18 protein-coding genes are annotated in these 18,872 nt (G+C 59.2%); 14 read left to right on the forward strand and 4 right to left on the reverse strand.

Annotated features, from left to right (window positions below; genetic code table 11):
* Positions 1-2: 2 nt before the first annotated feature.
* From SIB38_RS07865 to SIB38_RS07880, 4 genes are all read right to left on the reverse strand, one after another.
* A complete protein-coding gene (locus SIB38_RS07865) occupies positions 3-830 on the reverse strand; it encodes a carbohydrate ABC transporter permease (protein WP_294117212.1) in 828 nt (275 codons plus the stop codon).
* The gene (locus SIB38_RS07870) at positions 827-1,792 is read right to left on the reverse strand and encodes a carbohydrate ABC transporter permease (RefSeq protein ID WP_294117213.1); all 966 of its coding nucleotides are present in this window, start codon (positions 1,790-1,792) and stop codon (positions 827-829) included. Before SIB38_RS07870 ends, SIB38_RS07865 begins: the two co-directional genes overlap by 4 nt.
* Positions 1,793-1,874: 82 nt before the next feature.
* A complete protein-coding gene (locus SIB38_RS07875; RefSeq protein WP_412551761.1) occupies positions 1,875-3,137 on the reverse strand; it encodes an ABC transporter substrate-binding protein in 1,263 nt (420 codons plus the stop codon).
* A 194-nt stretch (positions 3,138-3,331) separates the two neighbouring features.
* Entirely contained in the window at positions 3,332-4,360 is a 1,029-nt protein-coding gene (locus SIB38_RS07880) for a substrate-binding domain-containing protein (protein WP_294117217.1), read from the reverse strand.
* A gap of 166 nt (positions 4,361-4,526) precedes the next feature.
* Here SIB38_RS07880 and SIB38_RS07885 point away from each other — a divergent pair, with 166 nt between their 5' ends.
* From SIB38_RS07885 to ftsH, 14 genes are all read left to right on the forward strand, one after another.
* A complete protein-coding gene (locus SIB38_RS07885) occupies positions 4,527-5,213 on the forward strand; it encodes a D-lyxose/D-mannose family sugar isomerase (RefSeq protein ID WP_294117220.1) in 687 nt (228 codons plus the stop codon).
* A gap of 10 nt (positions 5,214-5,223) precedes the next feature.
* Complete coding sequence (locus SIB38_RS07890) at positions 5,224-6,153, forward strand: carbohydrate kinase family protein (protein ID WP_294117222.1); 930 nt, start codon at positions 5,224-5,226, stop codon at positions 6,151-6,153.
* A 58-nt stretch (positions 6,154-6,211) separates the two neighbouring features.
* Positions 6,212-6,838, forward strand: a complete 627-nt coding sequence (locus SIB38_RS07895; RefSeq protein WP_294117224.1) for a hypothetical protein — start codon at positions 6,212-6,214, stop codon at positions 6,836-6,838.
* Positions 6,839-6,981: 143 nt separating this feature from the next.
* On the forward strand, positions 6,982-8,514 hold the full coding sequence (locus tag SIB38_RS07900; protein WP_412551762.1) for a glutamate synthase-related protein: 1,533 nt from the start codon (positions 6,982-6,984) through the stop codon (positions 8,512-8,514).
* Positions 8,515-8,646: 132 nt separating this feature from the next.
* A complete protein-coding gene (locus SIB38_RS07905; RefSeq protein WP_412551763.1) occupies positions 8,647-9,900 on the forward strand; it encodes a mechanosensitive ion channel family protein in 1,254 nt (417 codons plus the stop codon).
* Between the two features lie 72 nt (positions 9,901-9,972).
* Positions 9,973-10,359 carry a tol-pal system-associated acyl-CoA thioesterase gene (gene ybgC / locus SIB38_RS07910; RefSeq protein ID WP_294117229.1) on the forward strand — a complete coding sequence of 129 codons (387 nt, stop codon included), beginning with the start codon at positions 9,973-9,975 and terminating at the stop codon, positions 10,357-10,359.
* A 112-nt stretch (positions 10,360-10,471) separates the two neighbouring features.
* Complete coding sequence (gene tolQ, locus SIB38_RS07915; protein ID WP_294117232.1) at positions 10,472-11,149, forward strand: protein TolQ; 678 nt, start codon at positions 10,472-10,474, stop codon at positions 11,147-11,149.
* Between the two features lie 3 nt (positions 11,150-11,152).
* A complete protein-coding gene (gene tolR, locus SIB38_RS07920) occupies positions 11,153-11,644 on the forward strand; it encodes a protein TolR (RefSeq protein ID WP_294117234.1) in 492 nt (163 codons plus the stop codon).
* 9 nt (positions 11,645-11,653) lie between these two features.
* Complete coding sequence (locus SIB38_RS07925; protein ID WP_412551764.1) at positions 11,654-12,739, forward strand: hypothetical protein; 1,086 nt, start codon at positions 11,654-11,656, stop codon at positions 12,737-12,739.
* A complete protein-coding gene (gene tolB / locus SIB38_RS07930; RefSeq protein WP_294117238.1) occupies positions 12,736-14,061 on the forward strand; it encodes a Tol-Pal system beta propeller repeat protein TolB in 1,326 nt (441 codons plus the stop codon). The genes SIB38_RS07925 and tolB overlap by 4 nt, the downstream gene beginning before the upstream one ends.
* A gap of 109 nt (positions 14,062-14,170) precedes the next feature.
* The gene (gene pal, locus SIB38_RS07935) at positions 14,171-14,680 is read left to right on the forward strand and encodes a peptidoglycan-associated lipoprotein Pal (RefSeq protein WP_294117239.1); all 510 of its coding nucleotides are present in this window, start codon (positions 14,171-14,173) and stop codon (positions 14,678-14,680) included.
* Positions 14,681-14,686: 6 nt separating this feature from the next.
* Positions 14,687-15,523, forward strand: a complete 837-nt coding sequence (gene ybgF / locus SIB38_RS07940; protein ID WP_294117531.1) for a tol-pal system protein YbgF — start codon at positions 14,687-14,689, stop codon at positions 15,521-15,523.
* The gene (gene tilS / locus SIB38_RS07945; RefSeq protein ID WP_412551765.1) at positions 15,514-16,740 is read left to right on the forward strand and encodes a tRNA lysidine(34) synthetase TilS; all 1,227 of its coding nucleotides are present in this window, start codon (positions 15,514-15,516) and stop codon (positions 16,738-16,740) included. Before ybgF ends, tilS begins: the two co-directional genes overlap by 10 nt.
* 100 nt (positions 16,741-16,840) lie before the next feature.
* A complete protein-coding gene (gene ftsH / locus SIB38_RS07950) occupies positions 16,841-18,760 on the forward strand; it encodes an ATP-dependent zinc metalloprotease FtsH (protein ID WP_294117245.1) in 1,920 nt (639 codons plus the stop codon).
* Positions 18,761-18,872: the final 112 nt, after the last annotated feature.

The raw sequence follows: 18,872 nt of genomic DNA on the forward strand, positions 1-18,872 counted from the left end.
CGTTATCCTTTGACGCCGCCAGCGGTCAGGCCGGCCACAATTTTACGTTGGAAGATCAAGACAAGCGCGATGAGTGGCACGGTCACAATCACCGAGGCCGCCATGAGCACGCCCCAGGGGATTTCAAATTCACTGGCCCCGGACAGCAGCGCGATGGCGACTGGCACGGTGCGTTGGCTTTCGGATGCGGTGAAGGTCAGGGCAAAGAGGAACTCGTTCCAGGCACCGATGAAAGCTAAGAGGCCAGTGGTGACAAGCGCGGGCCACATCAGAGGTAGAAAGACCTGCGTGATGATCACCCAAGGCGTGGCGCCGTCGATGATCGCCGCCTCTTCGATTTCCACTGGAAGGTCACGCATGAACGTGGTCAGCACCCAGACCGTGAAGGGCAGGGTGAAGATGGTGTAGGACAGGATCATCGCCCAAGGTGTGTTGTAAATGCCAAGCGCGCGGATCAGTTCAAACAGACCCGCTAAGACGGCGATCTGTGGGAACATGGACACCGCCAGGATGCAAATCAGCAAAAGACCCCGACCTTTGAAGCGCACACGAGCAAGCGCATAGGAGGCGGTGACCGCAAGGAACATGGCAAAGCCAACGGTGCTGGCCGCGATCAAAACCGAGTTCCAGACAGAGCGCATGAAATTCGGGCTGGAGAGCACGTTGATGTAGTTGGAGAAGTCGAGTTTCGTGATGAAATAGTCGACTTCAAACAGCGCGGTTCCGGTTTTGAAGCTGGTGATCACCGCATAGTAGAATGGGAAGACCGAGACGCCGACAATGACGAACACCAGCGCATAAAACAGAGTGGCATTGAGAAACTTGCTCATTTGCTGTGCTCCCCGGAGAGGTCGACTTTGCCGAGCCAGATATAGGCAGAGACAAAGATCGCAATCAGCGCGAACAACAGCGTGGACTGGGCCGAACCATATGCGAACTTGTCGAAGTCGATGAGATTTTCTCGCGCAATCACGGACATGGTCTTGGTGGCTTTAGAATTTGGCGTCAGGACGTAGATCAGGTCAAAAATTCGCAAGGCGTCCAGCATGCGGAATATGACCGCGACCATCAGGGCAGGGCGGAGGAGGGGCAGGGTCACCTTGAAAAACACGCGGATCGGGTGGACGCCGTCCACTTTGGCGGCTTCGTAGATGTCTTTGGGGATCATCTGCAGGCCTGCCAAACAGAGCAGCGCCATAAAGGGCGTGGTTTTCCAGACGTCCACGGCGAGTACGGCCAACATGGCGGTTTCTATATTGGCGGTCCAGGCGATCTTGGTCTCGATCAAACCGATGTTGAGCAGGATGTCGTTGATGATGCCAAACTGATCATTCAGCATCCAGCCCCACATGCGCGCAGAGACGATGGTCGGGATCGCCCAGGGGATCAGTACGGCGGCACGGACCCAGCCGTGGCCTTTGAAATTCTGGTGCAGCACCAAGGCCACGATCAGACCCAACACGGTTTCCAATGCCACGGAGACCACCGAAAAGCGGACGGTGTTCCAGACCGCGTTCCACCACGCCGGATCGGCCAGCGTTCCGCGCCAGATCACCCGGCCAGAGGACAGCTTGCGGTAGCTCAGATAGTTGTCAAACCCAATCCACTTGCCGTCATACAGCGAGGTCAGCGTGGTGTTGGTGAACGAGAAATAGATGGTGCGCAGAAGCGGCCAGGCGGCCACACAAAAAAGCGCAATCAGCATGGGGGCCAGAAACCACATGGCGGCGCGGCGACGTTGCGCGCTCAGACTGTGGCGGGACGACATGCCTGAAGGGGGCGAAGAGGGCATCGCAAGTGTCCGGTGCGTGAGTGGGGTAAATAAGAGTGGTGGATTGGGCACACCCGCAGGCCCGCCCAATCCCGGAGGAACCTTACCAGCCGGAGCCTTTGAGGTCGGTCAGGTCAAGCTCAAGCAGTTCCAGGTTTTCTGCGGCGGTGCCGTCCCCAGACAGGGTGTTGTGCACAGCGGACCAGAACTTGTTGGACACTTCGTTGTACGCACCTTTGGTTGGTGCGGATGGACGTGGCACCGCCTGCAGGAAGACGTCTTTCCACTGAGGAATGATCGGCACTTCGCGCGCAATGTCGGCGTCTTCATAGAGCGACACGACGGTTGGCAGGTTGCCGGAGTTCAGCGCACGCAATTTTTGCGCCTCGGGGCTGGCAAGATACATGGCCAGAGACAGGGCTGCGTCCTGGTTCTCAGAATACTTGGACAGGGCAATGTTCCAGCCGCCCAGCGTGGCCGCAGAGGTGTCATGCCCACCGCCTGTCGGCAGGGTGGTCACGCCAAACTTTCCTTTGACAGCACTGTCATCCCCACTGCCGAGACGGTAGGCGTAAGGCCAGTTGCGCATGAACACAGCGTTGCCGGTCTGCCAAACACCACGGGCTTCTTCTTCCTGGTAGGCCAATACACCGTCAGGCGAAATTGTGCCCGGCCATTGGGAGACAAGCTCAAGCGCTTTCACGGCGTTTGCATTGTTGATTGAGATGTCGCCGTTTGGCTCCACAATCTGGCCGCCGCCGAAGGATTTCACCCACTCCAACGCGTTGCAGGTCAGGCCTTCGTATGCATTGCCCTGCCAAACAAATCCCCAAAGGTCGTCATTGCCTTCGGCACGCTCCGCATCCTGCACCATCTGCGCGGTTTTGGTCAGCTCTTCCCATGTGGTTGGGACGGATGCGCCATGCTTTTCCAGCAGGTCGGTGCGGTAATAAAGCGCTGGGGCGTCGGTGTAGATTGGCAGTGCCACCAGCTTGTCGCCGACTGTCTGGCTTTCCACGATGGACGGGAAGTGGCTTTTCATCAGCTCGCCGGCTGGCTCAGACAGGTCAACAAATTGGTCGGCCAGTTGCGGTGCCCAGATCACGTCGGTCTGATACAGATCGATGTCCGCATTGCCTGCAGCAAGCCACAAACGGTATTGGCCAAATTGGTCCGTGGTGGACGACGGCATCGGCACCAGAGTTGCTGTGTGGCCAGTGGCCTTTTCCCAAGGGGCGACGATCAGCTTGAAGTTTTCGACGGCGTTGCCGGTGATGCCGGATGCGAGGGTAACCTCGTCCGCAGTTGCGGTCTGGGCCATGGCGCCGAGGGCAAGCACCGCACAGATGTGGCGGGCGTGGTGCATGGGTTTTGTCAATTTTCTTCCTCCTGTTGGGGCAGGTCTCCTTCCCGCCCGTAACGTTTCGGAATCAATTTTGACGCAATCCGAAACGTTTCGGATTTATGGGATCTGCATGGCGCAGCTGTCAAGTGGATTTCATTAGGAGGTGGTAGGCAAGGGCGCATGAGGTGGCGGCTGCGCGCCGTTAAACCTGTTGTTTATTTGGGGGCAGGGCCGGTCGAGGCGCGCTCAATAAACTCGACCTCAGCCACATGTTGGTGCGGTGGCGCGGTAGGGTTTTGAATGGCGTTGCAGAGAATTTCGGCCAAATGGGACCAGCTGTTTGCGAAGGGAGACCGACTCACTGTGAGGGCCGGGTAGAAGGCTGAGCCGCGAATGTTGTGGAGGACGTCATCATGGGAGACCACCGAGACATCCTCGGGGATGCGGTATTCCATTGCGCCAAGCGCCGTGTAGGCGCCTTTCGCCAAAAGAATGTTGCCGCAGATCAGTGCGGTGGGTCGGTGCACCTTGTCCTCAAACAGGCGCGCGGTGGCGATCATACCGTTACCCTCGGTCATCTGCTCCGACACCAGCAGGGCGGGATCAAACGACACGCCGGCTTCCTCCAGGGCCTTTTGGTATCCTTGAAGTCGATACTCTGAATAGGCGTAACCACGTGGGCCATTGAGCAGCGCGATGCGGGTGTGTCCTAAGGCAAGAAGGTTTTTGGCGTGGGTGTAGGCAACCTGATGATTGTCGATGTCGTAGTAGTTATGATCCGCAGCCGGATCTGAACGGCCGTGGACGACAAATGGCACGCCCATTTCCGTCAATAGCGCCACGCGTGGATCGTCACGCCGAGTGTCGATAAGCACAAAGCCGTCAAAGCTGCCGCTGGTGGCGGCGCTTTGGTAAACCGGCATCGGATCGGTGCCAGGCGGCATGATATTGAGTAGAAATTGCATGCCGCGTTTGTGGAACTCACCGGATAGGCCGGAAATGGTTTCCAAGACACTCATGTCTGCGGGCCCGGACAAGGCGCCGGGGCGAATCAGGATCACCATCCCGGATTTGCCGGTCACCAGGGAGCGCGCCGAGCGGTTCACCGCATAGCCCAATTCCTTGGCGGCCTCCCGCACGCGTTCTTTGGTTTTTTGGCTCACGTCGGCATGATCATTGATCGCCCGGCTGACTTGCGTCACCGAGAGGCCGAGGTGTTTGGAAAGGTCTTTGAGCGTCGCCATGGCGCCTAGCCATGGCACAGGATTGCAGAAAATGAAACGGTGCGCGCAGATACAGCATAAATTTGTTGCTCCGACGTTAGGGGTTTGTCATAGACAGGCCAACGTGGTTGTTAGCGCTAAAATGAGCGCTTCTATTGATGCTTACGCCTTTTCTGAGGAGGATGAAATGAAACGCTCTACGATCAATGACATCATGGCGTCTGCGGATGAAATGATTCAGTCTTTTGGTTTCAAATTGCCTCCCTTTGCCTACTGGACACCAGAGGAGTTCAAAGCACGTGCCAAAGAGGCCGAAGCACTGATTCAGGCGCGCTGTGGCTGGGACATCACCGATTACGGCGCCCGGCGTTTTGATGAAATGGGGTTATTCTTGTTCACCCTGCGCAACGGACGTCTGGCCGATCTGCAGCGCGGTGGCGGCATGTGCTATGCGGAAAAACTACTGATCTCGCGTCAGGATCAGCTGTCGCCAATGCATACCCATGTGATCAAAGCGGAAGATATTATTAACCGTGGTGGGGCCACTATGGTGGTGGAGCTGTTTGGCTCTGATGACGATGGTAACTTTGCTGAGGACCGCGGTGGAATGGTGATGTGTGATGGCATTCCGCGCACCTTTGCGCCGGGAGAGAAGCTCAAGTTCGCGCCGGGGGAAAGCCTGACCCTGATGCCGGGGGACTGGCACGCCTTCTGGGGCGAGGGCGGCGACGTGCTGATTGGCGAGGTCTCCACCGTGAATGATGATGAAACAGACAACATCTTCCGCGAGCCGATTGGCCGGTTTGCCGAGATCGAAGAAGACGTCACGCCCACCCATCTGCTGGTGAGCGACTACGCCAAATGGCTGGCCTGAGGAGGCTCTGATGATCCTGTGTTGTGGCGAAGCGCTGATTGATATGATTCCTCGTGAGACCGTCGAGGGTGGCACCGGCTTTGTGCCCCACGCCGGCGGCGCGGTGTTCAACACCGCCGTGGCGCTGGGCCGTTTGGGTGCCCGTGTCGGCCTGGTCAGTGGCATCTCCACTGACAGTTTTGGCGACATTCTGATGACCGAACTGGTGGCGAGCAACGTCAGCACTTCGGCGCTGATCCGTGCGAAACGCCCGTCCACGATGGCCTTTGTGCATTTGAGCAGCGGACACGCAACCTATTCGTTTTATGATGAAAACACCGCCGGTCGCATGATCCAGCCGTCTGATCTTGTGTCTGTGGAGCCCAAAGTGAAAGCGCTGTTCTTTGGCGGTATCAGTCTGGCTGTGGAGCCCTGTGCAGACACCTATGCCGAATTGCTGGATCGTGAAGGCGCCGGCCGAGCTGTGATGATTGACCCAAACATTCGGCCCGGCTTCATCGCCGATGAGAAGGCCTATCGCGCGCGGTTGGCAAAGATGTTTGCCAAGGCTGATATTGTGAAAGTGTCGGACGAAGATTTGCAGTGGATTGTTCCGGGTGACGACACGATGGACGAACGCGCCATGAAAATCATCGACCAAGGTCCGGCACTTGTGCTGCTGACCCGAGGCGGTGAAGGCGCGGATGCGTATGTGACCAGTGGCCACAAGCTGTCCGTGGCGGCGGAAAAAGCCGAGGTGGTGGATACCGTGGGCGCCGGCGATACGTTTAACGCGGGCGTTTTGGCGAAGCTGGCAGAGCTTGGTGTGTTGACCAAAGCCAAGGTGCGCAACCTGTCTCTGGAAGATGCGGCGCTGGCTTTGGCCTTTGGTGCCAAGGTGGCAGGTGTGACCGTGGCGCGGGCCGGGGCCAACCCGCCCTGGGCCAGCGAGTTGACCTAGGGGCTTGCGTTATAGGCGTCAGAGCGGCACATAGCGGGCGATCTGACAGGAGCCGCACATGACACCGCAGGACGTTGAAGCCCTTTTTACCCGCCACGACGGCAGCTATGGTTTTGCCCGCTGGGGCCGCCCGATTGCGCCGGTGGTCTTCGGGGTGGAAGACGCCACGCTGCAAACTGTGAAAGGCGCGCTGGAGGCGGTGGTCACTTTGGTGGGCCACCAGATGGCGGAGACCGATCCTGAGTTTGGCAGCAACCTGATGATGTTTTTCTTCCGAGAGTGGGGGGAGCTTCTGGAGGTGCCGGACCTGGAGCGTTTGATCCCGGACCTGAAGGCGCTGGTGGGCCGTTTGCAAGACGCCGACGCCACCCAATACCGCGCTTTCCGCTTTGACAACGACGGCGGGATTCAAGCGGCGTTTGTCTTCCTGCGCATGAATGACGCTATGGCGAAAATCCCCGCCGAAGCCTTGGCGCTGGGCGAAGCGGTGCAAACCATCGTCGCTTGGGGCCCAAAAGCCTTTGCCGAACACTCCCCCTTGGCTGTGGTTCCGGAAAGTGGCGCAACCGTTCTACGGCCGGAAATCGCCGCTGTGATTGCTGCCGCCTATGACCGGATGATGCCGGTGGCGGCCGAAGACACAAGCCACGCATTGCGCCTCTTTGCGCGACTGCGATTCGACTAGCTCTCGCAATTTCGCACCTTAGACCGCTCGTTCCCGCCTTCATGTGCATTTGTGCGGCGCTGCCTGTGCAGCCGCACCTGTTTTGTGACACCGCCATTTGCGGCACTTTGTTTGCGTAGCCAAACGCGAACAAGGAGAGTGACATGGCAGGTGATGTGCCCATCATTGCGGCGACCCGACCCGTCAAAGTGGAGCTGGAAGAAGGCAAAACCTATTTCTGGTGCAGTTGCGGGAAATCCAAGAATCAGCCGTTTTGTGACGGCAGCCACGCGGGAACAGAGATGAAACCGCAGAAATTCACCGCCGAGAAAAGCGGTGATGCGTTTTTGTGCCAATGCAAAGCCAGCGCCAACGCGCCGTTTTGCGACGGGGCGCACACCCGTATGGGCGACGCTAAGGTGGGCGACCCGGCGCCAAAACCGCAATCGGATGTGCCGCAGGCTGTGGCCACGCCGGAAGAGCCTACTGTGGCGCGCATTCACGAATTGGCCCGCGATGGGCTGAGCAAGCTCGGCCATCACGGCGAGATGGGCTCCATGGGCGTGCCGCGCAAAGACCTGCCGCAATGGGATGACATTCAGATCCTGCCCGCCCAGGTGGCGCGCAAGCCGCTGTTGGATGATGCGCCGGTGGATACTTCGGTGGTGATTGGCCCACGGGCGGCCAAACCGTTGCAATTGGACATTCCGCTGTTTGTCTCAGACATGAGCTACGGCGCGTTATCTGAGGAAGCCAAAACCGCACTGGCGCGTGGCGCAGAGCTGGCCGGCACCGGGATTTGCTCCGGTGAAGGGGGCATGTTGCCGGAAGAGCAAGCGGAGAACTCGCGCTATTTCTATGAGCTGGCCTCGGCGCAGGTTGGCTGGAAGCCCGAGCTGGTGGAGCGCGTGCAGGCCTTCCACTTCAAAGGGGGGCAGGGGGCCAAAACCGGGACTGGCGGGCATTTGCCCGGCGAGAAGGTGCAAGGCAAGATCGCCGAAGTGCGTGGCTTGGAACCAGGGCAAAGCGCGGTGTCGCCGTCGACATTCCCCGAACTGCATACGCCGCAGGACTTTGCCCGCATTGCGGACGAGGTGCGCGAACGCTCTGGGGGTATTCCCATTGGCTTCAAACTCTCGGCCAACCACATTGAAGCGGACATCGATTTCGCGCTGGAGGCTGGGGCGGATTATATCATCCTTGATGGCCGTGGCGGCGGTACGGGCGCAGCGCCGTTGATCTTCCGCGATCACATCTCGGTGCCGACCATTCCGGCCTTGGCCCGGGCGCGGCGGCATCTGGATGCCAAAACCGGTGGCGAGGTCTCTCTGGTGATAACCGGTGGTTTGCGCGTGGCGGAGGATTTTGTGAAAGCCATGGCGCTGGGTGCGGATGCGGTTGCGGTGTCCAATTCCGCCATGCAGGCGGTCGGCTGCATCGCGGCGCGCATGTGCAATTCTAACAATTGCCCGGTGGGCATTGCGACGCAAAAGCCCGAGCTGCGCAAGAAGCTGGATGTGCAAATCGGGGCCGAGAAACTTGCCCGCTACTTTGGCGCCAGTGTCGAGTTGATGCAGGTGCTGGCACGCGCCTGTGGCCACAGCAGCCTGTCGGATCTGAACGCCGATGACATCACCACCTGGAAGCGTGATATGGCCGAACTAAGCGGCGTGCGCTTTGCCGGTGTCGGGCGTTAGGACAATAGTTCTCAATCAATAAGTGAGCGGCCAAAAACCTTGAGTTTTTGGTCGCTTGCAGGAACAGTGTCTGAAGCTTCCCGCATTTGAAGAGGCTTTGACATGAGACTTTTGCACAAACCACTTTCTTTGATGACCTATCTGGCCGTCTGCCTGGTGGTGGGGCTTTGGGCCGCGATAGCACAGGCAGCCTCCGAAGAGATGATGGCCAAAGCCAGAGATGTGACCGTGCCTTCCGAAAGTTTGGAGCTTTACGTTGTTCCGCTGACAACAGCGCAACTGTCTGAACTCGCGGACGTTTGGCAGGGGCACATGTCAGATATTATGGCGCGGTTCGTTGACCTGAATGTTCAGCTGGAAACATTGTCCGGAAGCGAAGCTGAAGCGACGCGCATGCAAGTGGCCAGTATTTCTGACGAACAAGCGCGTATCGGGGCCAACTACAGAGCCATATTGGCGAGTTGGACCGCAAAAGGTGACGCAACTGAAGAGATTACACCGCACCAAAAGTTTCTGACCGCGATGGCAGGTGCAACGTTGATGGCCACTGATGCGCGTACCTTGGTGGCCATTGTGGTTGGCTGGCTTGGGTCCCGGGATGGCGGTGTTGGCTTGTTGATGCAGGTCGGGGTGTTCCTGATCGCGCTGTTTATTCTGCTGTTTATCGCCCGCTTTGTGCGCAAGTTCGCGGCGCGTGGGCTCCGACGTCTGCCTGCGATGTCGAAGCTTCTACAGGGGTTTGTTCTCACCGTGGTCTATTGGATCACAATTGTTGTCGGACTGATGGTGGCTCTGGGTGTTGCGGGCGTGAACGTTACGCCTTTGTTTGCAGTGTTCGGCGGCTTGAGCTTTATCCTTGGCTTTGCCTTGCAGGACACCTTGGGCAATCTGGCGAGCGGGTTGATGATTATGGTGCTCAAGCCGTTTGACACCGGCGACTACATTGAGGTCTCAGGCGCCAGCGGGGTGGTTGATGACATGTCCGTGGTGTCCACCCAAATTCGTACCTTCGATAACCAGATCGTTGTGGTGCCGAACTCCAAAATTTGGGGTGATGTGATCACCAATGTGAGTGCGGCCAAAACCCGGCGGGTCGATCTGGTGTTTGGCATTGCCTATTCGGACAACGCGCCTGCCGCTGTAGAGGTACTTAAAGCCTTGGTGGCGGCTGATCCGCGCTGTCTCAAAGATCCGGCGCCGGAAATATTTGTGGGCGAGTTGGGGGACAGTTCGGTTAACTTGTTTTGCCGCCCATGGGTGGTCACGGAGGATTATTGGAACGTGTATTGGGGGCTCACCGGTCAGGTCAAAGAGCGTTTTGACGCCGAGGGCATTTCGATACCTTTCCCACAGCGCGATGTGCATTTGGTCCCAGTCGACAGCTGACCCAAAACGGGTGTTGCTCCACGGCTGTTTTCGCCCTACGCCTGTCTCAAGCTGATTTCAGGAGACCTGCCAATGCCTTACACCTTGCCGATCCGCGTCTACTACGAAGACACCGACATGGCGGGCATTGTCTATTATGCCAACTACCTCAAATTCATCGAGCGCGGCCGCAGCGAGTGGGTGCGTGAGATTGGCATGGATCAGCTTGAAATGAAGGCCGAGGGTATCGTTTTCGCGGTGCGTCGGGTAGAGTGTGATTATCTGGGCAGCGCTGTTCTGGACGATCTGCTGACCGTGGAAACCGAAGTGGCCAATGTCACTGCCGCGCGGCTGGTGATGGAACAACGGGTGAAGCGCGGCGATGAGGTGCTGTTTCACGCCATGGTCACGGTTGTGTGTATGAACGAAGCGGGCCAACCGGTGCGTTTACCGGCAAATATCCGCCAAATGGTGCACTAAAGCGGGCAAATTCCCGCGAGCGACGCCAATTTATTGGCTTTCCCCGTAGAAACCCGTTACGTTTGCTTTCAAACAAGGCCCCGACAGAGGGCCACAGAGCAGAGCAGGCTATATGGAACACGCAGCAGTCGATTTCTCGATGTGGGCGCTTTTTGCGCGCGCCACTCTAACCGTAAAACTGGTGATGGTGATGCTGATCGTGGCATCCTTCTGGTCTTGGTCGGTGATTGTCCAAAAACACATAATGTACCGCAAGGCACGGCGCGAGGCGGCTCGGTTTGACCGGGCCTTCTGGTCTGGCGAACCGCTGGACCAGCTGTTTGAGGAGCTGGGGCCAGAGCCCAAGGGCCGTTCTGAGCGGGTGTTTGCCGCAGGCATGGTCGAGTGGCAACGCAGCCACCGTCAGGATGGTGGGCTGATCGCCAATGCCACCAGCCGGATTGACCGGTCGATGGATGTGGCGATCGCCAAAGAAGCGGATGAGCTGCAACACGGTCTGCCGATCCTCGCCACCGTCGGCTCGACTGCGCCGTTTGTGGGCCTGTTTGGTACCGTCTGGGGCATCATGAACGCGTTTATCGAGATTGCCGCGCAGCAAAATACCAACCTCGCCGTAGTGGCGCCGGGCATTGCCGAGGCGCTGCTGGCCACCGGCCTGGGGCTTCTCGCGGCGATCCCTGCCGTGATCTTCTACAACAAACTCAGCGCGGACAGCGACCGCATCGTGTCGGGCTATGAGGCCTTTGCAGACGAGTTTGCCACCATCCTCAGCCGCCAGTTGGACGCCTGATCCATGGGCGCGGGTGTGATGAAATCGGGCGGAGGAGGCGGCAAACGCCGCCGCCGCAATCGCCGCAGCAGCCAGCCGATGAGCGAGATCAACGTCACACCCTTTGTGGATGTGATGCTGGTGCTGCTCATCATCTTTATGGTCGCCGCGCCGCTGTTGACGGTGGGCGTGCCGGTGGAGCTTCCCAAAACCGCCGCCAACCCGCTGCCTGGTGAGCAAGAAGAGCCGCTGACCATCACGATTGATGCCAATCTGGGCATCACCATTATGACCACGCCGGTGGCGGCCGAAGACCTGATCCCGAAGTTGCGCGCCGTGGCGGCAGAGCGCGAGTCGGATCGTGTGTATCTGCGCGCAGACGGCGCCATTCCCTATGAGGCGGTGGTTCAGGTCATGGGCGCGCTCAATGCGGGCGGCTTTAGCGACGTGGGCCTGGTGACCGATGTGGGTGGCCCGGCGCTGGACGGCACGGATGCTGGCGGGACGGACAACTAGGGCGCGCGCGTGCATATCGGCCATTATATCTCGGGCGTTGCCCACACCGGCCTGATTGGCTGGGTGTTGTTGGGCGGGGTGTTTGACTCCGATCCGCCACCTATGGAGGTGGTGGACATCGCGATGATTTCATCCGCCGAGTTTGATGCGCTGACCCAAAGCCAGCTTGCGCCGGAAACCTCCACCGAGATTGCTCTGCCGCAGCCGCCCGAGGAAACAGAGCCTGCACCAGAGGTGGTCGCGCTGGAAGATGCGGTGGTGCCGCAGCCGGAGCCGATTGAACCGATTGAGGCAGAGCCAGAAGTCGTGCCGGATGTGGCGGATATCGCTGAGCCAACCCCGCCGGAGCCGGAAGTCGCGCCAGACCCGACTCCGCAGTTGCCCACGCCTGAAACCGACACCGCTGTAATCGTTCCAGATGCGCCGGTTGAACCCGTGTCCGCACCGGTGGAGCGCGTCGCGCCTGAGCCTGTAGCACAGCCTGAGCCTGACACAGCCATTGCCGACGCCTTGCAAGAGGCAACCAAACCCGATGAAGCCGGTGAGGCGGCAGAAGAAGTGAAAGAAGACACAGCCCCTGAGGCGGCCTCCACCGAAATCGCCACGGAGCCAAAGCAGGAAGAGGTCGCCAGCGCGGCACCAACGCGCTCCCTGCGTCCGCGTATCCGTCCAAATGCTGTGGCTGAACCCCAGCCCACTCCGGCGGAAGACGCTATCGCGGCCGCCTTGTCGGAAGCGGCGGCCCCAACCCAGTCCACATCCTCTGCGCCCTCCGGTCCGCCTCTCACCCGGGGTGAGAAGGACGGCTTGCGCGTGGCGGTGCAGCAGTGCTGGGTGGTGGATGTTGGCTCTCGCGCTGCGGATGTGACCGTGGTGGTGGGCTTGAGCCTGGACCAGAACGGCAAAGTTCAGGGTGACATTCGCATGTTGAGCTACGAAGGTGGCGATGAAGCCGCCGCCAAAACCGCCTTTGCGGCCGCCCGACGCGCGGTTTTGCGCTGCCAAAAGACTGGTTACGACCTGCCTGCCGAAAAATATGACCATTGGCGGGATGTTGAGATTACATTTAACCCGGAGAAAATGAGGTCCAGATGATGAGACTTTTTGCGACCCTAGTGATCGGGATCCTGACGGTGGGCCATTTTGCCCATCCGGTTGCGGCCCAAGGCCAACCATTGCGCATCGAAATCACCGATGGTGTGATCGAGCCGATGCCCTATGCGGTGCCGGATTTTGTCGCGGAAACCCCGGGCTCCAATCAGGTGGCCAAAGACATCAGCCGCGTGATTGCGGCGGATCTCAACGGCACAGGGCTGTTCCGGGAAATCCCGGCCAAGGCGCATATCTCCTCGATCACCAATTTTGGCAGCCCGGTGCAATTTGCAGACTGGAAAGCGGTGAACGCCCAAGCGCTGATCACTGGTGGGGTGTCCGTCAGCGGCAACCAGCTTGAAGTGAAGTTCCGCGTCTATGACGTGTTCGCCGGCACCGAGCTGGGCAATGGTCTGCGGTTCAAAGGCACCACGGATGGTTGGCGCCGCATGGCGCACAAAGTGGCCGACGCAGTCTATGCGCGGATCACAGGCGAAGGCGGCTATTTTGACAGCCGTGTGGTCTATGTTGCGGAGACCGGCCCAAAGAACAATCGCAAGAAACGTCTGGCGGTGATGGATTATGACGGCGCAAACCTGCAGTATCTGACCGACAGCAGCTCCATTGTGCTTGCCCCGCGCTTCTCCCCGACAGGCGACCGCGTGCTCTACACCAGCTATGAAACCGGCTTCCCGCAGGTTTATGTGCTCGACGTTGGCTCTGTACGTCGCAAAGTGCTCTCAAATGAAAGCGGCACCATGAGCTTTGCCCCACGGTTCAGCCCGGATGGCAAAAGCGTGGTGATGTCGGTGACTGAAGGCGGCAACACCGACCTCTACAAAATGGACATCGCTTCCGGAAAACGTCAACGTCTCACATCAACACCGTCCATCGAGACGGCCCCGAGCTACAGCCCGGATGGCAGCAAGATTGTGTTTGAGAGCGACCGGTCCGGCACGCAGCAGCTTTATGTCATGTCCGCATCCGGTGGAGAAGCCACCCGGATCAGCTTTGGCAAAGGCCGCTACGGCACGCCGGTTTGGTCCCCGCGGGGCGATCTGATTGCCTTCACCAAACAGAACAAAGGTCGCTTCCACATTGGCGTGATGCGCACCGATGGCAGCGATGAACGCCTGCTGACCGCGTCGTTCCTGGACGAGGGCCCAACCTGGTCTCCCAACGGGCGTGTGATCATGTTCACCCGTGAAACCCGTGGCGCTGGCGGTGCGGCCTCGCTCTATTCGGTGGATGTGTCTGGACGTAATTTGAAACCGGTGAAGATCAACGGCGGCGGCTCTGATCCCGCGTGGTCCCCATTGCAATAAGGTAAGAAACCCCCGCGTTTTGCTTGCGCAGAAGCTTGTGATAAGACAGCGTCATTAGAAGAGCACAAAATGCAATTGAGGCGACGGGTATAGAGGCGAGGCAATACTCATGAAAACATGGACAAAAGCGGTGCTGACTGTGGCCGCACTTTCCTTGGCGGCCTGCTCGAATACGGGCGGTTTTGGCAACGACGATGACTTTGGCACCGGCACAGGGGCTGACAGCGGTCTGGGCAGTAGCGCCGATCCAACCTCGATCGCCTACTTTCAGGAAGCTGTCGGTGACCGCGTGTTGTTCCTGGTGGATCAGTCCACCTTGAGCGAGCAGGGCCGTCTGACCGTGCTGGCGCAGGCCAACTGGCTAATGCAGAACCCGGACTACATCGCGGTGATCGAAGGCCATGCCGACGAGCAGGGCACCCGCGAATACAACCTCGCACTTGGCGCGCGCCGCGCCAGCGCCGTTCAGGAGCTTCTGGTGACGCAGGGTGTGGCCTCAAACCGCATCCGCACCGTGAGCTACGGCAAAGAGCGGCCGATTGAGATTTGTTCGGAAGAAAGCTGTTATGCGCAAAACCGCCGTGCGGTGACCGTGCTGACCGCCAACCTGTCGGGGTAAGACATGATGCGAGCGCAAGTATTTGCTTCCTTGAGCGCCCTTGCGCTTGTTGTGGCGCCGATGATGGGCGCTGCCCAAACCCGTAATGAAACGCTGGCAGACATTCGCCAGCAGTTGTCTGTGCTGTACGTTGAAATGCAGAACCTAAAGCGGGAGCTGTCCACCACAGGGTCGGCGGGCACCATTGTGACCGGGGCCACGACGCTGGAGCGTGTGGACGTGATTGAACAGCAGCTGCGGGTGCTCACAGGCAAAACCGAAGAGCTGCAATACCGCGTCGAGCGCATTGTGGCCGATGGCACCAATCGTATTGGTGATCTGGAGTTCCGGCTGGTGGAGCTGGAAGGCGGCGATCTGAGCCAGTTGGGCGAAACCACCACCCTGGGCGGAGATGTGGAAACCTTGCCGTCCACCGGTAGCGACGACACCGGCTCCGGTGATGGCGCGCCAACCGAATTGGCCGTGGGCGAAGAGACGGATTTCAACCGCGCGATGACCGCCTTGGATGCGGGTGAGTTTGGCGCAGCGGCGGATCAGTTTGCCTCCTTTGTGCAGACCTATCCCGGCAGCCCGCTTGAGGCCGAGGCGCATCTGCGTCGGGGCCAAGCGCTGGAAGGCAAAACCGATCTGACCGGCGCCGCGCGCGCCTTTCTGGAAGCTTATTCGGGCGCGCCCCAATCCGGCACCGCGCCAGAGGCGTTGTTCCGACTGGGTAAATCGCTTGGCGCTTTGGGACAGACTAACGAGGCCTGCGTAACGCTCAACGAAGTTGGTGTGCGCTATCCCGGCGGTGCTTTTGTGACCGAAGCTCAGGCGGAAATGGTCAACCTGCAGTGCTCCTAACCCAGCTTTCAAACGCCCTTGATCGGGCGTTTGGCACGGATGTTCCCACAAAACTTGGCGTGGCCGTCAGCGGTGGCGGCGACTCCATGGCACTGCTCGACCTTCTACGCCTATGGGGTAAGGCGGAGCTGGCTGTGGTCAGCGTGAACCATGGTTTACGCACCGAAGCGGCTGAGGAACTGGGGTTGGTTGCAAGCTACGTCGCGCAGCACGACCTTTCGCATGACATTTTGCAGTGGCACTGGGACCGCACGGGAAACCTCCAGAACGCCGCGCGCGAGGGGCGGCGGACGGCGATTGCCGATTGGGCCAAAGCGAATAAACTGCAGCACGTGGCTTTGGGCCACACCCAAGATGATCAGGCCGAGACCTTTTTGATGCGCCTGTCGCGCGGGTCCGGTGTCGACGGGTTGGCCTGCATGTCGGAGCTTCGCAATCGCGATGGCCTGACCTGGCTGCGTCCGATGCTGGAGATCTCTCGCGAGGATTTGCGCCAGCATCTGCGCGACAATGGGATCCTTTGGGCGGACGATCCCAGCAACGAAGACCCGCGCTTTGACCGCGTGAAGGCGCGGCAGATGTATGAAACCCTGACGCCGCTTGGCCTGACCACAGACCGGTTGGCACAAACCGCCGCGCATATGGGGCGCGAAAGAGACGTGCGTGATTGGGCGCTCAATACAGCGGCGCAAAACTATGCTACACTGGACGCCGGTGACGTGGTTTTGGAGGCAGAAGCGCAGAAGGCGCTGCCGGAAGCCCTGTATTCGCGTTTGATGGCTGAAGCGTTGTCGGCTGTGTCTGGCGCGGAATACAAACCGCGGTTCCGTGCCTTACGTGCTGCAATCGAAGCGGGTCAGCCAATCTCGCTCCACGGGTGCTTGATCTTGCCGTCAAAACAGTCGGTGCGCATCACGCGGGAGCTTGCGGCCATCCAAGAGACGCGGTGCCACGTATCTGAGATATGGGATGGCAGATGGCGGTTCGTACCACCGGAGGGCCTTGATGTGACGGAGATGGAGATTGCAGCCCTTGGCGAGCAGGGGCTCCGGGAGATTGACGACTGGCGGTCGCTTGGACGCCCAAGGCCCTCGGTGCTTGCCTCGCCGGCGGTGTGGCACGGTGAAAAATTGATCGCAGCGCCGTTGGCTGGCCTCAAGAATGGCTGGCATGTGAGGCATTTGCCCCACACCAGTGTTTTTGGCACGACTTGTTAGAGCCTTTGCCAATTCGCACATTGATTACGGCCTCGCGATCTCTATTTAACTCTGTACGCCCTCGTGATAGGTCACGGGCGTTCTGAAAGGGAGACTTGCCTTGGGCAATGCGAGAAATGTAGCTTTCTGGGTCGTGCTGTTTTTGCTGATCCTGGCTTTGTTCAACTTGTTCAGCGGAGACAGCAGCTCGCTGCAAAGCCGTGAAAGCAGTTATTCGGACTTTGTGGCTTCGGTGGAAGCCGGGCAGGTCCAGAATGTGGTCATTGATGGCGAGAAACTGCGCTATCAGACACAGGATGGCTCGACCAGTTCGACCATTTTGCCTCGGGACGCAGAGGTGACACAGCTTCTGACCGAAAAAGGCATTGATGTGCGCGCCGAGAGCCAGGAAACCTCCGGCCTGCAAGCCTTCCTGATCAGCCTTTTGCCTTTCCTTCTGTTGATCGGTGTCTGGATCTACTTCATGAACCGCATGCAGGGTGGCGGCAAAGGTGGCGCGATGGGCTTTGGCAAATCCAAAGCCAAGATGCTGACCGAAAAGCATGGCCGCGTGACCTTTGACGATGTGGCTGGCATTGATGAGGCCAAAGAAGAGCTGGAAGAGATTGTTGAATTCCTGCGCAACCCGCAGAAGTTCTCCCGCCTTGGCGGAAAAATCCCGAAAGGCGCGCTGCTTGTGGGCCCTCCCGGCACCGGTAAAACCCTTCTTGCCCGCGCGATTGCTGGCGAAGCAGGTGTGCCGTTCTTCACCATCTCCGGGTCCGACTTTGTTGAAATGTTTGTGGGTGTGGGTGCCTCCCGTGTCCGTGACATGTTTGAGCAGGCCAAGAAAAACGCGCCTTGTATCGTCTTTATCGACGAGATCGACGCCGTGGGTCGTCATCGTGGTGCTGGCTACGGCGGTGGCAACGACGAACGTGAACAGACCCTCAACCAGTTGCTGGTGGAGATGGACGGCTTTGAAGCCAACGAGGGTGTGATCATCCTCGCGGCGACCAACCGTCGTGACGTGCTCGACCCTGCGCTGCTGCGTCCGGGCCGTTTTGACCGCAATGTGACCGTGGGCAACCCGGACATCAAAGGCCGTGAAAAAATCCTCGGCGTGCACGCCCGCAAAACCCCGCTGGGCCCAGACGTAGACCTGCGCATCATCGCGCGTGGTACGCCTGGTTTCTCGGGTGCCGATCTGGCCAACCTCGTGAACGAGGCCGCGTTGATGGCGGCGCGTGTCGGTCGTCGCTTTGTCACCATGGAGGATTTTGAATCCGCCAAAGACAAGGTGATGATGGGCGCAGAACGCCGCTCGATGGTGCTGACGCAGGATCAAAAAGAGAAAACCGCCTATCACGAAGCGGGCCACGCGCTGGTGGGCTTGAAGCTGCCAGAATGTGATCCGGTCTACAAAGCGACGATCATCCCGCGTGGTGGTGCGTTGGGGATGGTTGTGTCTCTGCCCGAGATGGACCGTTTGAACTGGCACAAGTCCGAGTGTGAGCAGAAGCTGGCGATGACTATGGCGGGTAAGGCGGCCGAGATCATCAAATACGGTGACGACCACGTGTCCAACGGCCCTGCCGGTGACATTCAGCAGGCGAGCCAACTGGCGCGCGCCATGGTGATGCGCTGGGGCATGTCGGATAAAGTGGGCAACATCGATTATGCCGAGGCGCACGAAGGCTACCAAGGCAACACCGGTGGCTTCTCCGTATCGGCACACACCAAAGAGCTGATCGAAGAAGAGGTGAAGCGCCTCATCCAGGATGGCTACGACGCCGCGCACAAATTGCTGACTGACTACAACGAAGAGTGGGAACGTCTGGCGCAGGGACTTCTGGAATATGAGACCTTGACCGGTGACGAAATCAAGCGTGTGATGGACGGAGAGCCGCCGCACTCTGATGACAACAACGGCGATGATACGGACGAAGGCAACGCCCCAAGCGTGACCGCGATCCCGAAAACAAAGCCGCGCAATAAGCCAAGTGGGGACGGCGGATTGGAGCCGGAACCCACGGCCTAACCTGAGGGATAGGCCCAAGACCATGAAACCCCGGAGCGTGAGGGCGCTCCGGGGTTTTTCTTTTGGGAGGTCCAAATTGGATGGCTCACAGATGCTGAACACCCTCATCACC

Origin of the sequence: Shimia sp. MIT910701, from assembly GCF_047126315.1 — a bacterium.
Lineage (GTDB): Bacteria > Pseudomonadota > Alphaproteobacteria > Rhodobacterales > Rhodobacteraceae > Shimia.

What these genes read in the sequence shown, in the direction of transcription:
- SIB38_RS07880 (WP_294117217.1), bottom strand. Translation starts at nt 4,360, where the DNA reads ATGGCGACGCTCAAAGACCTTTCCAAACACCTCGGCCTCTCGGTGACG.
- tolQ (WP_294117232.1), top strand. Translation starts at nt 10,472, where the DNA reads ATGGAACACGCAGCAGTCGATTTCTCGATGTGGGCGCTTTTTGCGCGC.
- SIB38_RS07905 (WP_412551763.1), top strand. Translation starts at nt 8,647, where the DNA reads ATGACCTATCTGGCCGTCTGCCTGGTGGTGGGGCTTTGGGCCGCGATA.
- ybgC (WP_294117229.1), top strand. Translation starts at nt 9,973, where the DNA reads ATGCCTTACACCTTGCCGATCCGCGTCTACTACGAAGACACCGACATG.
- ybgF (WP_294117531.1), top strand. Translation starts at nt 14,687, where the DNA reads ATGCGAGCGCAAGTATTTGCTTCCTTGAGCGCCCTTGCGCTTGTTGTG.
- pal (WP_294117239.1), top strand. Translation starts at nt 14,171, where the DNA reads ATGAAAACATGGACAAAAGCGGTGCTGACTGTGGCCGCACTTTCCTTG.
- SIB38_RS07890 (WP_294117222.1), top strand. Translation starts at nt 5,224, where the DNA reads ATGATCCTGTGTTGTGGCGAAGCGCTGATTGATATGATTCCTCGTGAG.
- SIB38_RS07875 (WP_412551761.1), bottom strand. Translation starts at nt 3,137, where the DNA reads ATGCACCACGCCCGCCACATCTGTGCGGTGCTTGCCCTCGGCGCCATG.
- SIB38_RS07870 (WP_294117213.1), bottom strand. Translation starts at nt 1,792, where the DNA reads ATGCCCTCTTCGCCCCCTTCAGGCATGTCGTCCCGCCACAGTCTGAGC.
- tolR (WP_294117234.1), top strand. Translation starts at nt 11,153, where the DNA reads ATGGGCGCGGGTGTGATGAAATCGGGCGGAGGAGGCGGCAAACGCCGC.
- SIB38_RS07885 (WP_294117220.1), top strand. Translation starts at nt 4,527, where the DNA reads ATGAAACGCTCTACGATCAATGACATCATGGCGTCTGCGGATGAAATG.
- SIB38_RS07865 (WP_294117212.1), bottom strand. Translation starts at nt 830, where the DNA reads ATGAGCAAGTTTCTCAATGCCACTCTGTTTTATGCGCTGGTGTTCGTC.
- SIB38_RS07895 (WP_294117224.1), top strand. Translation starts at nt 6,212, where the DNA reads ATGACACCGCAGGACGTTGAAGCCCTTTTTACCCGCCACGACGGCAGC.
- tolB (WP_294117238.1), top strand. Translation starts at nt 12,736, where the DNA reads ATGATGAGACTTTTTGCGACCCTAGTGATCGGGATCCTGACGGTGGGC.
- SIB38_RS07900 (WP_412551762.1), top strand. Translation starts at nt 6,982, where the DNA reads ATGGCAGGTGATGTGCCCATCATTGCGGCGACCCGACCCGTCAAAGTG.